Annotated in this window: 13 protein-coding genes; 4 read left to right on the plus strand and 9 right to left on the minus strand. The window is 53.6% G+C overall.

The features are described 5' to 3' along the window. Window positions 1-54: 54 nt before the first annotated feature. Complete coding sequence (locus BUB13_RS01880; protein ID WP_072905046.1) at window positions 55-2277, minus strand: NADP-dependent isocitrate dehydrogenase; 2223 nt, start codon at window positions 2275-2277, stop codon at window positions 55-57. 379 nt (window positions 2278-2656) lie between these two features. Between BUB13_RS01880 and BUB13_RS01885 the strand changes: the two genes are divergently transcribed. Next, on the plus strand, window positions 2657-3208 hold the full coding sequence (locus tag BUB13_RS01885; RefSeq protein ID WP_072905047.1) for a class I SAM-dependent methyltransferase: 552 nt from the start codon (window positions 2657-2659) through the stop codon (window positions 3206-3208). Here the strand turns inward: BUB13_RS01885 and BUB13_RS01890 are convergent. Genes BUB13_RS01890 through BUB13_RS01910 form a run of 5 tightly spaced genes read right to left on the minus strand, consistent with a single transcriptional unit; the run spans window position 3191 to window position 7708 of the window. Continuing rightward, a complete protein-coding gene (locus BUB13_RS01890) occupies window positions 3191-3856 on the minus strand; it encodes a HesA/MoeB/ThiF family protein (protein ID WP_072905048.1) in 666 nt (221 codons plus the stop codon). The genes BUB13_RS01885 and BUB13_RS01890 overlap by 18 nt on opposite strands. After that, window positions 3856-4137 carry a MoaD/ThiS family protein gene (locus tag BUB13_RS01895; RefSeq protein WP_072905049.1) on the minus strand — a complete coding sequence of 94 codons (282 nt, stop codon included), beginning with the start codon at window positions 4135-4137 and terminating at the stop codon, window positions 3856-3858. The genes BUB13_RS01890 and BUB13_RS01895 overlap by 1 nt, the downstream gene beginning before the upstream one ends. Before the next feature lie 9 nt (window positions 4138-4146). Then, the gene (locus BUB13_RS01900; RefSeq protein ID WP_072905050.1) at window positions 4147-5373 is read right to left on the minus strand and encodes an NAD(P)/FAD-dependent oxidoreductase; all 1227 of its coding nucleotides are present in this window, start codon (window positions 5371-5373) and stop codon (window positions 4147-4149) included. 51 nt (window positions 5374-5424) lie between these two features. Further along, complete coding sequence (locus BUB13_RS01905) at window positions 5425-7227, minus strand: aldehyde ferredoxin oxidoreductase family protein (protein ID WP_072905051.1); 1803 nt, start codon at window positions 7225-7227, stop codon at window positions 5425-5427. A 1-nt stretch (window position 7228) separates the two neighbouring features. Beyond that, window positions 7229-7708: a 4Fe-4S dicluster domain-containing protein gene (locus BUB13_RS01910; protein WP_072905052.1), complete on the minus strand. Its 480-nt coding sequence runs from the start codon at window positions 7706-7708 to the stop codon at window positions 7229-7231. Between the two features lie 174 nt (window positions 7709-7882). On the opposite strand from BUB13_RS01910, the gene BUB13_RS01915 reads away from it, so the two are divergent. Together BUB13_RS01915 and BUB13_RS01920 are read left to right on the plus strand one after the other, a co-directional pair. Then, window positions 7883-8278: an NINE protein gene (locus BUB13_RS01915; RefSeq protein ID WP_072905053.1), complete on the plus strand. Its 396-nt coding sequence runs from the start codon at window positions 7883-7885 to the stop codon at window positions 8276-8278. Between the two features lie 164 nt (window positions 8279-8442). After that, window positions 8443-9636, plus strand: a complete 1194-nt coding sequence (locus BUB13_RS01920) for a hypothetical protein (protein ID WP_072905054.1) — start codon at window positions 8443-8445, stop codon at window positions 9634-9636. A gap of 39 nt (window positions 9637-9675) precedes the next feature. Here the strand turns inward: BUB13_RS01920 and BUB13_RS01925 are convergent, their stop codons facing one another. Both BUB13_RS01925 and BUB13_RS01930 read right to left on the minus strand, forming a co-directional pair. Continuing rightward, a complete protein-coding gene (locus BUB13_RS01925) occupies window positions 9676-10842 on the minus strand; it encodes a M24 family metallopeptidase (protein ID WP_072905055.1) in 1167 nt (388 codons plus the stop codon). An 87-nt stretch (window positions 10843-10929) separates the two neighbouring features. Continuing rightward, window positions 10930-11124, minus strand: coding sequence for a putative motility protein (locus tag BUB13_RS01930; protein ID WP_072905056.1), 195 nt, complete (start codon window positions 11122-11124; stop codon window positions 10930-10932). 142 nt (window positions 11125-11266) lie between these two features. Here BUB13_RS01930 and BUB13_RS01935 point away from each other — a divergent pair, with 142 nt between their 5' ends. Then, entirely contained in the window at window positions 11267-11593 is a 327-nt protein-coding gene (locus tag BUB13_RS01935; protein WP_072905057.1) for a cupin domain-containing protein, read from the plus strand. Window positions 11594-11599: 6 nt separating this feature from the next. On the opposite strand, the gene BUB13_RS01940 is transcribed toward BUB13_RS01935, so the two are convergent. After that, the gene (locus BUB13_RS01940; protein ID WP_072905058.1) at window positions 11600-12907 is read right to left on the minus strand and encodes an NAD(P)/FAD-dependent oxidoreductase; all 1308 of its coding nucleotides are present in this window, start codon (window positions 12905-12907) and stop codon (window positions 11600-11602) included. Between the last annotated feature and the right edge of the window lie 23 nt (window positions 12908-12930).

A 12930-nucleotide genomic window follows, 5' to 3' on the forward strand; every position in this document is an offset into this window, starting at 1 on the left:
AAAAAGCCCGCCGGGTTATCCCGACGGGCTTTATAGCATCGCAGCTACATAATTTTACATAGCGTCGATAATAGCGTTCAGAGTTGCACTCGGACGCATAGCGGCATCAGCCTTGACCGGGTCGAACTTGAAGTAACCACCACAGTCAACAGCCTCACCCTGGCAGTCGATCAGCTCCTGATCGATCTTGTCAGCGTTCTTGCGCAGTTCAGCAGCAACCTCGCTGAAACGTGCCTTCAGTTCTGCGTCCTGATCCTGAGCGGCCAGAGCTTCTGCCCAGTAGAGAGCCAAGAAGAAGCTAGCGCCGCGGTTATCAATTTCTTTAACCTTACGGGAAGGCAGCTTCTGGTTCTCAAGGTACTGACCGATACCGGCGTCGAGGGTCTCGGCAAGGATCTTGGCCTTCGGGTTGTTGTCAGCAGCTGCTGCTTGCTCCAGAGACGGAACCAGTGCGCAGTACTCACCGAGGGAGTCCCAACGGATGTGACCTTCACGGAGGAACTGCTCAACGTGCTTCGGAGCCGAACCACCAGCACCTGTTTCAAACAGGCCACCACCAGCGATCAGAGGAACGATCGACAGCATACGTGCCGAGGTACCCAGTTCGAGGATCGGGAACAGGTCGGTCAGGTAATCCCGCAGAACGTTACCGGTCGCTGCGATGGCATTCTTGCCTTCACGAACCAGCTTGAGAGAGAACTTCATTGCGTCGACAGGTGCCATGATCTGGATGTCGAGGCCGGTGGTGTCATGATCCGGCAGATACTTGTTGACCTTAGCAATGATCTGCTGATCGTGGCCACGCTTCTCGTCAAGCCAGAAAACACAAGGCTCACCCGATGCCTTAGCACGGTTAACAGCCAGCTTGACCCAGTCCTGAATCGGAATGTCTTTAGCCTGGCTGGAACGGTAGATGTCACCAGTGGAAACCGGCTGCTCCATCAGAACAGTACCGTTAGAAGCAACAACCTGGAACTTACCGTTGGACGGTGCTTCGAAGGTCTTATCGTGGGAACCGTACTCTTCAGCTTTCTGAGCCATCAGACCGACGTTAGCAACGCTACCCATGGTGGACGGGTCGAACTGGCCGTTCTTGTTGGCGTCTTCACAGATCTCGCGGTACATGGTGGCGTAGCAGCGGTCAGGAACCATTGCGATGGTGGTCTGAAGCTCGTCAGCCTTGTTCCACATGCAACCACCGTCACGCACGACGTTCGGCATGGAAGCGTCAACGATGACGTCGTTCGGGACGTGCAGGTTGGTGATGTTTTTGCGGGAGTCGACCATGGCCAAGGCAGCCTGGCCTTCGTAGCAGGCGTTGATGTCGGCTTCGATTTCAGCCTTTTTGTCAGCCGGCAGCTTGTCGAGCTTATTGAGGATGTCGCCCAGACCAAGATTCGGGTTGGCACCGATCTCTTTCAGGGTCGCAGCATGCTTCTCAAGAGCGTCCTTGAAGTACACCTTGACAGCATGACCGAACATGATCGGGTCGGAAATCTTCATCATGGTTGCTTTGAGGTGCAGGGAGAGCAGTACGCCCTTCTCTCTGGCTTCTTTCTCGGTAGCTGCGTAGAACTCCTGAAGTTCAGCAACCTTCATGACCGAGCTATCGAAAACTTCGCCAGCCTGCAGAGCAACTTCTTTCTTCACCTCGACGTTGCCAGCTTCGTCAACAAACTGGATCTTGACGGTGTCAGCAGCGTCCATGGTCACGGACTTTTCGGTCTCGTAGAAGTCACCACTGTCCATGTGAGCAACGCGACACTGGGAGGTGCCCGGAGCCGGCCACGGCTTCATCATGCGATGCGGATTTTTCTGAGCAAATTTCTTAACCGAAGCAGCAGCGCGGCGGTCGGAGTTACCTTCACGCAGAACCGGGTTAACAGCGGAACCGAGGCACTTTGCGTAGCGAGCTTGCAGCTCTTTTTCAGCGTCGGTCGTTGCTTCTTCCGGGTAGGTCGGAACATCGTAGCCCTTTTCCTGCAGTTCCTTGATGGCAGCCTGCAGCTGAGGAATCGAAGCACTGATGTTCGGCAGCTTGATGACGTTGGCTTCCGGCTTCTGTACCAGATCGCCCAACCAGGACAACCAGTCTTCCACCTTCTGCTCAGGCTTCAGGTTCTCAGGGAAGTTTGCCAGGATACGGCCGGACAGGGAAATATCCTTGGTCTCGACTTCAACGCCGGTACCCTTGGTGAACTTCTGCACGATCGGCAGGAAAGCGTAAGTTGCCAACGCCGGTGCTTCATCAATCTCGGACCAGATAATCTTTGCCATTCTTCTCTCTCCTTAAAGTGTTAATGCTAGTATTACTAGTGGCCTGAAAAAAAACTGAGATCGTTTTTTTAGGACCAGTCTCCAAAAATCAGACACAAAACATGGGTTCCATGAAGTTGTATACAGTATACAGAAGGCCAATTACTGTCAAGAAAAAATGGACGTTCAGAGCCTGCCTAACGGACTACTCACAAAAGCGGACTCATTTTCGTTAAGAGTGCGCTAAGCGCGCGAGGCAATACAATCTAACAGCCTGTTTTAACTTGGACTCTGGCTGATTGAGAAAAAAAATGGTAAAAGTTTCATTCAGGGAGTGAGGTAGCCTTTCAAGCAGCAAAATCAAACATTCAGTGGTTCGACAAAGAAGACCATAGACCCCATGAATAATTTCGAATTTATCATCCTGTTTGCATCCTTTGCTGTCTGCCTTTCGCTTGTCTGGAGTTCCTTGCGCAGCGGCATTACCCCGGTGCCGAGTTCCAACAAAGCGAAGCGAACAATTTTGCAGGCAGCAGATCGATCTTCTTTTGGGACAATCATCGAACTCGGTTCCGGTTGGGGTACCCTTGCCCTCGCACTAGCAGAAAAGCATCCGCATCGGCAGGTGATCGGATATGAAATCTCGCCGATTCCATGGTTTGTTTCCTGGTGTCTGAAAAAGATCAAACGGCTGGACAATCTCAACCTGCGGAGACAGAATTTTATCAGCGTCGAGTTGCCGCCATCGACCCTCCTGGTGTGCTACCTTTATCCAGGCGGGATGAGCAAACTGGCTGAGAAAATTGAAAAAGAGAAGCCTCAGGTCGAAATACTGATCAGCAACACTTTCGCTCTGCCCGGCGTCGAACCGGAGCAGGTTATCAGGCTGCGCGATCTCTACAAATCACCGATCTATGTGTATCGATTGGTTGGATCAGATATCGAGAAATGAGATGTGAAAATCGCTCAGGCTGACCACGAGGCAACGATTCAACAATTTCGGCTGTCCATCTATCAGGGCAAACAGTTCGTTGCACATCAACCCGGCGATCACAGTTGCGGTATCGCCAGTTACCGGGATAGGCCCATCCGGTTGTTCCGCCCCGGCATAAAACTGTCGCAAAAGCTGCGACCGTCCTTTCTGCAATGTAAGAACCTGTCCTTCCTCCCCCTGCAGCCCAGCGTGGACCAGATAAGTTTCATCAGGGATGGCTGCCTCTAACTGAAAACGGCTCAGGTAATTATCCAGGCAATCGGCAACTATCTGCACATCGGCTGGCAATGAAAAATCGCTATCGATGCTACCAGACAAAGGGTTTATCTCAACACTACTGTTAATCCGCCGTAAACGGTCGCAGGCCAGCATCAGTTTTGAACTACCGATATCCTCTTCACTGTAAAGCAGCTGCCGGTTCAGGTCGGGCGCATCAACAAAACCATCATCCACCAGGTAAATCTTGCCAACACCGGCCCGCACCAGCAATTGAGCGACAGTTGCACCGAGCCCCCCGACTCCAGCCACCAGCATCACCGCCGTTTCTATTTTCTGTTGCTTTTCCTGGCCCCAATGCAGCAATTGCCGGGAGTAACGATTTTCCATCAGCCGCCTGCCCCCGGAGGGAAAAAGGCAACCACATCACCGTCAGAAACTTTACTATCGAGCATATCGAGATGACGGATGTTATATCGATTAATCAAAATGATGGTACCGGCATGCAGCTGCCCGTCACAATCGAGCATTTTATCCAGAAAAGGCGTGTCGATACTCTGCTGAGCACGGTCGAGCAGTTGCCCGACCGTCTCGTTCTCCACCGCAGGAAGTTCCAGTTTCTCCTGTTTCAGCAGCAGGCGTAGCAGACTGTAGAACTGAATCTGAACCATTTAGCCCCCTCAACAGGCCAGGCGCAACTGGACTTGCGCGTAGTTGGCGGTCCCGGCAAGCAGCTGTTCTCCCGGATAAAAGCTGCGCGTCTTCACCAGCTGGTAATACAGGCCGGAATCGTTGGTTTCACCAATCATCGTCGCACCGATCACCCGCTTTTGCTCATCGAGAAAAACCTTGCGGAAACGCCTGGTCGCAGCATTGTAGTTACACGCAGTCGCGGGTGCGTCATCCTGACAATAGCCAACGGCGGCAACATCAATCCCGAAAATCTCGGTGATGTTATTCTTCAGACTGCCCTCGTAGGCAGTCTCCAGCCCGAGCATGTTCAGCGCCGCGTTTTCGCCCTGTTCCACCGCCGTCATCCAGTTGCCCTGAATGGTCGCCTCGCCGCTGATGAAATCGGCCCCTTCCGCGACATCACCGGCAGCATAAATATCTGGATGGCTGCTACGGCAGAAGCGATCAATACAGACGCCATCATTGACCTGCAATCCGGCATTTTTTGCCAGATCGGTGTTCGGCTGCACGCCCTTGCCGACAATCAACAGATCCGACTGCAATTGATCCCCCGACTTCAGCGACAGGGTCAAACGCTCGCCTTCGGCGATATCGGTAACATCATTCTCTTTGAACAGCTGCAGTCCCTTCGCCGTCAGCGCTGTCTCCAGAATTGCCGCCGCCTCGGCATCGACCACGCGGCTGAAAATCCGGTTGGAACCGACAATCAGGTGCTTTTCCATACCGTCATCCGCATGCGACAAGAGCGGCAGGCTGACCAGTCCGGCACCAATCGCGGTGACCGCCTTCGCTCCCTGCAACAAGGAGATGATTTTTTCAGCATCCGCGGCATGGCGCAGCACCGTCGTTTTTTCCGAATTGACACTCAGGGTTCTTGCTTCAGCGCCGATGGCCAAAAGCAATTTCCCGAAACCGACCTTTTCTCCATCGGAGAGTTCAATAAAAGGCCCATCCGGGTTCAACGCAACAGCCACCTGCCCGAACAGTGTCGTCACGCCAAGTTTCTGATAAAAAGCATGATCAACGATATTGATTCCATCACGACCGATATGGCCGCCAACATAGTAGGGAGTCAGCACCCGCGAATAGGCCGGACAATCTTCGCGATCGATGATAGCGATGGTTTTATTGCGCTCATGCTTGCGCAGGGTGCGTAGCGCCTGCAGGCCTGCCGCGCTGTTGCCGAGGACAACAAAATCATAATACTCTGGCATATCGAGCCTCTTGCAGAAATAGGGGCGACCAATGCGGCCGCCCCGTGATGATCAGGCTAATCCAAGTGCCTGCAGTTTCTCGTCGGTCGGCACCCCTCCTGCGCTCCAACCACGTTCCTGGTAATAGGCCGGAAGCATCTCGTCAAGGCGAGCCACTTCCCCCTTAAGAGGTCCATCCGGTATGCCTTCTTCCAGCAAACGTTTCGGTAGAGTATCCTGCGCCGGGTCAACCCCCGCCTTCAGGTTGAACACTCTTTCAAGGTTATAAATCCTGTCCCCCAGCTCCAGCAGGACCTCGTCGCTATAGCCGAGACCGGTCGCCGCACTACAAAAAGCAGCGAACTCGGGAACGCCCAGGGCAAAGGTGGTAAACAGGCAGGTGCCGGAAGAATCGACCACGGCAGTGAAGTCCTGGAAGATCTTCAGCCAGGTCGCCTTGCCTTCTGTTTCCTGCGGATTGGTTTTTTCCGGCAGGCCAAGAATTTCCGGCGAAATCAGGTAGCCCCGCACGTGACAAGCGCCCCGGTTACTGGTGGCGTATTCCAGCGCCATCCCCTGAACTCCGCGTGGATCGTAGGCCGGGAACTCAAGTTTTTTGACCGACATGGAAAGTTCAGGCGCACCGTAACTTTCCGCCAGCCGGTAGGAACCGAGGGCCAATTTCTTGCCGAACCCTTCCCCCTTACCAGTCAGCTCAGTCAGCTTGACCAGCGCGTCGGCATCACCAAAGCTCAGCGGCATGCCGATTTCTTCTTCAGTAACCAGCCCCTTCTCGGCCAGTTCCATGGCACAGGCGATAGTGCCACCCATGGTGATGGTATCCAGACCGTACTCGTTGCAAATGTAGTTAGCCTTGGTCACCGCGGCCAGATCGTCGACACCACAGGTCGCGCCGAGTGACCAGAGGGTTTCATATTCCGGCCCTTCACCGACACCATCGAAGCGGCTGCCTTTCAGGCTGGTCACCCGGCCGCAACCGATGGCGCAGCCCAGGCAACCCTTGTTACGCCGGAGATAGGTTGAGGCCAAGGTTTCACCAGAGATCGCTTCAGCGCCGTCAAATGTACTTTGCTTGAAATTGTTGGTCGGCAGGGCACCGAACTGGTTCATCACGTTGACCAGCACGGGTGTTCCAAGAGCCGGCAGCCCCTGGCTGGTAACCGGGTTCTGCTTCAACAGACCGTAGGCCCCCATCGCCGCATCACGGAAAGCTTTGGCATCGGCAACTTTAACGCTGCCGGTACCTCGAACAGCAACCGCCTTGAGGTTTTTGCTGCCCATCACCGCACCAACACCACTACGGCCGGCTGCACGATGTTCTTCATTGATGATGTTGGCGAAAAGCACCTGACTTTCACCACCCGGTGCGATACAGGCAACCTTGGCGTCACCATGAAATTCAGCCTTGATTGCCGCCTCGGTTTCGCGGCTGGTTTTGCCCCACAAGTGCATCGCCCCGACCAGCTGCACCTGATCATTATGAATCTGCAGGTAGACCGGATGTTCCGACTTCCCCTCAAAAATGATCATGTCGTAACCGGCGTAGCGTAACTGGCTCGGAAATTCCCCGCCCGAGTTGGAGCAAGCCATAGTGCCGGAAAGCGGCGACTTGGTAATCACCATGTAACGACCATTGGCAGCTCCATAGGTTCCAGTCAACGGGCCTGCGGCCATGATCAGCTTGTTCTCGGCGGAGAGTGGATCCACTCCCGGATCGACTTCTTCGACAAAGTATTTCGTACCCAGTCCACGGCCACCGAGGAACTTTTCAGCCCATTCCTCATTCAACGCTTCAACATTGCAGGTGCCAGCGGACAGATCGACGCGTAATAGTTTCCCATGCCATCCCTTCATCTTAAGCCTCCATCTGTCCGTCTTTCATGGTGTTGACGAAACGCAGAATCTTCTGCCGCAGCGGCTTATCCTCTTCATCCAGCGTTAAACAACCGGTTGGACAGAAAGCAACACATTCCGGCATATCTCCATTGCACAGGTTGCATTTATCAACCTTGCCGGTAGTAGCGACATACTTGATCATGCCGAAAGGACAGGCGCTGACGCAGGTACGACAACCGACGCATCGATTTTCATCGACATAAACCACGCCAGAGGGCATCTCTTTGCTGATCGCCCCTTTAGGGCAGGCCTTTTCGCACCAAGGTTCGTCACACTGCATGCAGGTAACGGTAATAAACTTGGCCTCGTCCATGAAGATTTCGTTGTAGATGCGTGTTCTGGCGGGAGCGAACTCGCCGGTATTCTTGAATGAACAGGCCAGCTCACAGGTTTTGCAGCCGATACACTTCTCCGGCTCGATACGGATCAACTTCTGCATAAAGCAACCTCCTGAAACGTGATAGGTTTCAACCAACAGGCGATCTCAGCTATAGTAGTCACTGCAGCAAACAGCAGTCCGCCGCAGAGAAGGGCAACAAATTAAATTTATAGCAGTTTTTTAGAGTTTGGCAGCAACCATACGAATATTTTCCGACCCGGGAGAACAGCAACCATGAACGGAAACGACACTCATCTGAAAAGCATCGGCTACATCCTCTGGATTTTCGGCTTTACCGGCTCGCATCGGTTCTATTACGGCAAACCGGTTTCCGGCACCATCTACTTTTTCACCCTCGGGCTGCTCGGCATCGGCTGGCTGATCGATCTTTTCCTGATCCCGGGCATGGACGCACAGGCGGATGAAAAGTACAATTCCGGCCCCCTCGACTACACGGTCGCTTGGGTGCTGCATACCTTCCTCGGCATTTTCGGTATACACCGCATGTATATGGGCAAGTGGATCAGTGGCATCATCTATTTTCTCACCGGCGCAGTTTTCGGCATCGGCTACCTGTACGATTTCTGGACACTGAATGATCAGGTTTCAGAATTGAATTCTCAGGCTTAAAATCTCATGGGCGCATAAAAAAGCGTTAAATTCATTGGCACTTCTGGTCGAAAGGTAGAGATAGTCGCCTTATCGACTAAACTCTCCTATGAGCGACGAGATTGAAAGGCCACGCAAACCTGTCTTTGCCTGTCCATAAATGAAAAAGCGATCAGGAGCTGCCAATGAGTGAGGAAATCAATCAGATCATCCCAGTGATCCAACGTGCCCCCCTGCCCGACCTGAAACAGGAAAGCACCCGTCCCCAACAGGCCCCACAAACCTTTCAGCGGCCAGAACAAAGCGAATCAAAAACCGAAACCGCGCTGCGTACTTCGCTGGAAAAACTGTCTGCCGGCCGGGAATACTCCGACGACAAGAGCTTCAAAGCATTCACAAAGCTCAGTCGCACCCTGGAAAAAATGTTCGGGGATGCAGATAAAGTTGATCGGGATGATGGCGAAAGGGAGCTGAAACAAGGCGGCCTGCGTCGCATCGACACCGACCTGCGCAAACTCTTTAAAGGACTGGGGATGCCGCCTCAGCTGGCAAAACATTTTTCCCGCAGTCTGACCGATGCCATGCGCGACGAAGATGTTGAGCAGGTCAACTACTCTTTTACCAGCAGTCGCTCCTTCAGCCTGGAGATGCAACAGGAGCAGCTCGGCTACCTGGCCTCAGGTGATGGCAGCATGGCGGCTACCGGAATCAGCAGTCGTTTCCAGATCGAAGCGGTACAGACTCATAGCCTCGACATTTCGATCAATCTTCGCACCGGTGAATTCAGCCTCAACCGCAGCAGCAGCGAATCACTGTCGATCTCTGCTTCGCAGACATCTGCGTTGGCCAGCTTTACCCCGGCAGCAGAACAGCTGACGGAAGAACCCGGTCAGGAAGCTGCTGTCCCGGCAGCGGAAACCCCGGCCGAAGGAACTGTCTCGGCAGAAGAGGCAGCCATAACCCCGCAGAACGACATCAGTGCCATTGTGCAAAGTGACAGCACACTGCTCCAGATCAGCCGGACCATTCAACAATCTGCGGTTATGCAACTGACCCCGGCAAGTGGTAGTGAGGATCCTGAAGAGGCTACAGAAGAAATGTTCAACCAGGGTGTCGGCGAACTGCAGCAATTGGTTGAACAGATGGAAGCGCTGCGCGAAGCGACTCAGGACCTGTTTGAATCCCTGGCAGCGATCAGCAATCTACGCATTGAACGCAATCCACAAGACGGGGATGATTACCTCAACTTCACCCTTGATGCCCAGGCCCCGGTCGGACTGACTGCGATAGATGATGATGGCCGCAGCACAACAATCTACCCCCGCGACGATGGCAGCCTCGGGAAAATTTCCGAGGAAGAATTAAACATTTCAGCATAAAACAACAACGGGGCCGGAATTTCCGGCCCCGTTTATATCTCAAACAGAAATCAGCGCATCGGACAAAACACTGATCTTCTCACCGCCCTGCTGCGTCACAACATAGGTATTTTCAATCCCGATCGGCCCCTGCTTTGGAAAAACAAACTTCGGCTCAATGGCGATCGTCTGCCCGGCAATCAGCGGCATATCGAACCCCTGGGCCAGCACCGGGAACTCATCCAGTTCCAAGCCGACCCCGTGGCCTACGAATCTTGCCTGCTCCCCCGGCGGGCCCATGTAGCAGCCATCAAGTCCAGCTTCTTCCGCCATTTTCAGCGATCGTTCGAACAGTTCAGAGCAGATCGCACCCGGCTTCAGCTCAGCGGCAACACAATCCTGAATCCGGCAGGAAACATCGAAAGCATTCTGCAGCTGTGCATCCAGCTCGCCACAAACAAACATCCGTGTCATATCGACGATATAACCATCGAAAACACCTGCATAATCGATCAGCACCGGTTGGCCCGGCTCGATGGTTTTGGTCGATGCACCGAAAGGCACAGCATTCGACATCCCCTGGCCAGTCACCGCCCCATCAAAAAAACCGCCCTTGCTGCCACTGCGGCCGGAAACCACCAGGCCCATGAACATCTCCTGGTTGAAAGCACGCATCCGCACCAGGCCTTCACCGCCAATTTTCCGCAATACCGACTCGAACTCGGCCGCCAGATCGATCTCGCGCATTCCCGGCTTTAATAGATCCGCGATGGTAGCAAAAGCACGACTGAGCTGGACACCACCGTGACGCATTCGCTCCAGCTCCCAGTCAGATTTCACCGAACGCAATTCGCGGTTGATCATACTGATATCAACAAACTCAGCCTGCGGCAGCATCTTTTGATAGAAGTTGTACTGGTCGACCGGCAGCACATCGAATGTCATACCGATCTTCTTGTTTCCATCGAAGAGTGAAGCGAAATCTTTGCTGCGTGGAAAGGGGCGCAACTGATCAAGGCCACTTTCCTGTTCAGCACGGGCAAGACTTTTGCGCACCATCAGCATCGGGTCGCCTTGCGTCGGAACCCAGAGGGCAGCGTTTTGACGGGTTGCGCTATAGTAGTAAATATCGATCGGGTAAAGAATAAAAGCGCCGTCCAGCTCAGCCTGCTGCAATCTCTCCTGCAAGCAAGCGATACGGGCCTGACATTCCTCTTTCATTGACATGATTCTCCTCCGCCGCACAGTTGAAAAAAACAAAATGATAACGGAGGCGACGGAAGTTAAAAAGAGCTTTTTCGCGTGAGATGAGAATCAGGCGTAGATATCGATATTTTGCCCCATGTTGGGATCGATCGGGATGGCGGCAGATTCCAGTAGTTTGAGAGCAGCCTGTCCTCGCAATTCCTGCTGGTCGAGCCCGCGCTTTGCAGCTGCAACCTGGACAACAGCGGAGAGATCTCTGATGTTATATTGATTAGCGATGCTGACAACGGAATCGATCGACATGGTCTACTCCTGAGAAAAAACAGGGCTGGTAAATGCTTATCAACGACTACCGACAAGATCTTTAGCAAAAAAGGCGGCGTTGACGAATTTACAGAAAAAAGGAAATAATCCTGACAATTATCCCCGCAAAAGGAGTTCACACATGTTCGCAAAAGCTTCTGCTGACAACTACCAACAGGTTCTCGATAAAATCGAAATGAAAACTTTGATTCACGGCAATAAAACCCTGATGAGCGAGTTCCGCCTGGAAAAAGGTGCGGAGCTCCCGCCTCACTGCCACCCCCACGAACAGACCGGGTACCTGGTCAGCGGACGGATGAAGCTGACTATCGGCAATGAAACATTCAACGTGGAACCCGGCGACAGCTGGTGTATCGGCGGAGATGTCGAACACCGGGCAACTGCACTGGAAGATTCGATCGCGATAGAAGTGTTCTCACCTGTACGGGAGGACTACTTGCAAAGCTGATACGACTTAGTCTTCGGCTACCCTGCCCAACGCCGACTTTACCTGCATTTTTCTTCGGCCGGTGATCAAACGGGCATTTTTGCTCAAAGAGAAATAGCTCCAGACCCAGGAGAAGATAACCGAGAGTTTGCTGCGAAAATCGATTAGCGGAATGATATGCACCAGGCTCCAGACCCACCAGGCAAAAATCCCACTGAAATTCAATCCGGCAATGGTTGCCACCGCGCGATTGCGACCGATGGTGGCCATGCCGCCCTTATCGCGATAGCGAAACAGCTGGCGGGCGGAGTTCGACTTTTTCAGCTCACGCTTGATCTGGTTCGCCACATGTCGGCCCATCTGCATCGCGGCAGGAGCAACGCCCGGCACCGGCGCGCCGGTTTTCGGATCGACAATGTGGGCCAGGTCACCGGCGACAAAAACGTTGGGATGCTTCGGCAGAGACAGGTCATTTGCCACCTTGATCCGACCGGACCGATCCAGCTCAGCATCGAACTTTTCGGCAATCTTCGAACCACGGACTCCGGCCGCCCAGATCACGTTTTCCACCGGCACCACCTGCTCGCCAATATGTACCGAACCAGCACAGATTTCGGTCACTGCACTGTTTAACTTCACCTGCACACCCATCTTTTCCAGATCGCGCTGGGCGCGGCGGCCCAACTTCTCCGGCAAGGCCGCCAGTAGCCTGTCACCGGCCTCAACCAACATAACCTGAGCGGTCGTGGTATCGATATGACGAAAATCTTTCGGAATCGCCTGCAGAGCAATTTCTTTCAGCGCACCCGCTAGCTCGACTCCGGTCGGCCCACCACCAACAACGACAAAAGTCAGCTTCGCTTGGCGCGATTGCTCATCCGCCTCCCATTCAGCCGCCTCGTAGGCCAACAGCACTTGGCGACGAATCTCCAACGCGTCATCAATAGTCTTCAGGCCTGGTGCCAGTTCAGCCCAGTCATCACGACCGAAATAAGAATGCGTCGCACCAGTTGCCAGCACCAGGTAATCGTAAGGGAGTTCGGCATTTGGGAAAAACCCCCGTTGATTGTCTAGATCGACATCAGTTAGTTTGGCCAGCACCACGCGTGTATTGCTCTGGTTACGAAGAATGCGGCGAATCGGCGATGCAATATCGGCCGGCGAAAGGACAGCGGTAGCAACCTGGTAAAGCAAAGGTTGAAAAAGATGATGATTCTGCCGGTCGGCCAGAGTGATGTCGACATCTGCCTTGGCTAATTCCTTGGCACAATGCAGGCCGGCAAAACCGCCGCCAACGATCAGCACGTGTGGTTTTCCGGATGGTTCTGCTGCCATTCACGCCTCCTGAAAATTGATTT

This window comes from Malonomonas rubra DSM 5091, assembly GCF_900142125.1.
GTDB classification, from domain to species: Bacteria; Desulfobacterota; Desulfuromonadia; order Desulfuromonadales; family Geopsychrobacteraceae; genus Malonomonas; species Malonomonas rubra.

Excerpts from the sequence above, each read along its gene's own strand:
- BUB13_RS01880 (WP_072905046.1), bottom strand. The coding sequence starts at position 2,277 with ATGGCAAAGATTATCTGGTCCGAGATTGATGAAGCACCGGCGTTGGCA.
- BUB13_RS01920 (WP_072905054.1), top strand. The coding sequence starts at position 8,443 with ATGAGTGAGGAAATCAATCAGATCATCCCAGTGATCCAACGTGCCCCC.
- BUB13_RS01890 (WP_072905048.1), bottom strand. The coding sequence starts at position 3,856 with ATGGAAAATCGTTACTCCCGGCAATTGCTGCATTGGGGCCAGGAAAAG.
- BUB13_RS01940 (WP_072905058.1), bottom strand. The coding sequence starts at position 12,907 with ATGGCAGCAGAACCATCCGGAAAACCACACGTGCTGATCGTTGGCGGC.
- BUB13_RS01925 (WP_072905055.1), bottom strand. The coding sequence starts at position 10,842 with ATGTCAATGAAAGAGGAATGTCAGGCCCGTATCGCTTGCTTGCAGGAG.
- BUB13_RS01895 (WP_072905049.1), bottom strand. The coding sequence starts at position 4,137 with ATGGTTCAGATTCAGTTCTACAGTCTGCTACGCCTGCTGCTGAAACAG.
- BUB13_RS01910 (WP_072905052.1), bottom strand. The coding sequence starts at position 7,708 with ATGCAGAAGTTGATCCGTATCGAGCCGGAGAAGTGTATCGGCTGCAAA.
- BUB13_RS01930 (WP_072905056.1), bottom strand. The coding sequence starts at position 11,124 with ATGTCGATCGATTCCGTTGTCAGCATCGCTAATCAATATAACATCAGA.
- BUB13_RS01915 (WP_072905053.1), top strand. The coding sequence starts at position 7,883 with ATGAACGGAAACGACACTCATCTGAAAAGCATCGGCTACATCCTCTGG.
- BUB13_RS01935 (WP_072905057.1), top strand. The coding sequence starts at position 11,267 with ATGTTCGCAAAAGCTTCTGCTGACAACTACCAACAGGTTCTCGATAAA.
- BUB13_RS01885 (WP_072905047.1), top strand. The coding sequence starts at position 2,657 with ATGAATAATTTCGAATTTATCATCCTGTTTGCATCCTTTGCTGTCTGC.
- BUB13_RS01900 (WP_072905050.1), bottom strand. The coding sequence starts at position 5,373 with ATGCCAGAGTATTATGATTTTGTTGTCCTCGGCAACAGCGCGGCAGGC.
- BUB13_RS01905 (WP_072905051.1), bottom strand. The coding sequence starts at position 7,227 with ATGAAGGGATGGCATGGGAAACTATTACGCGTCGATCTGTCCGCTGGC.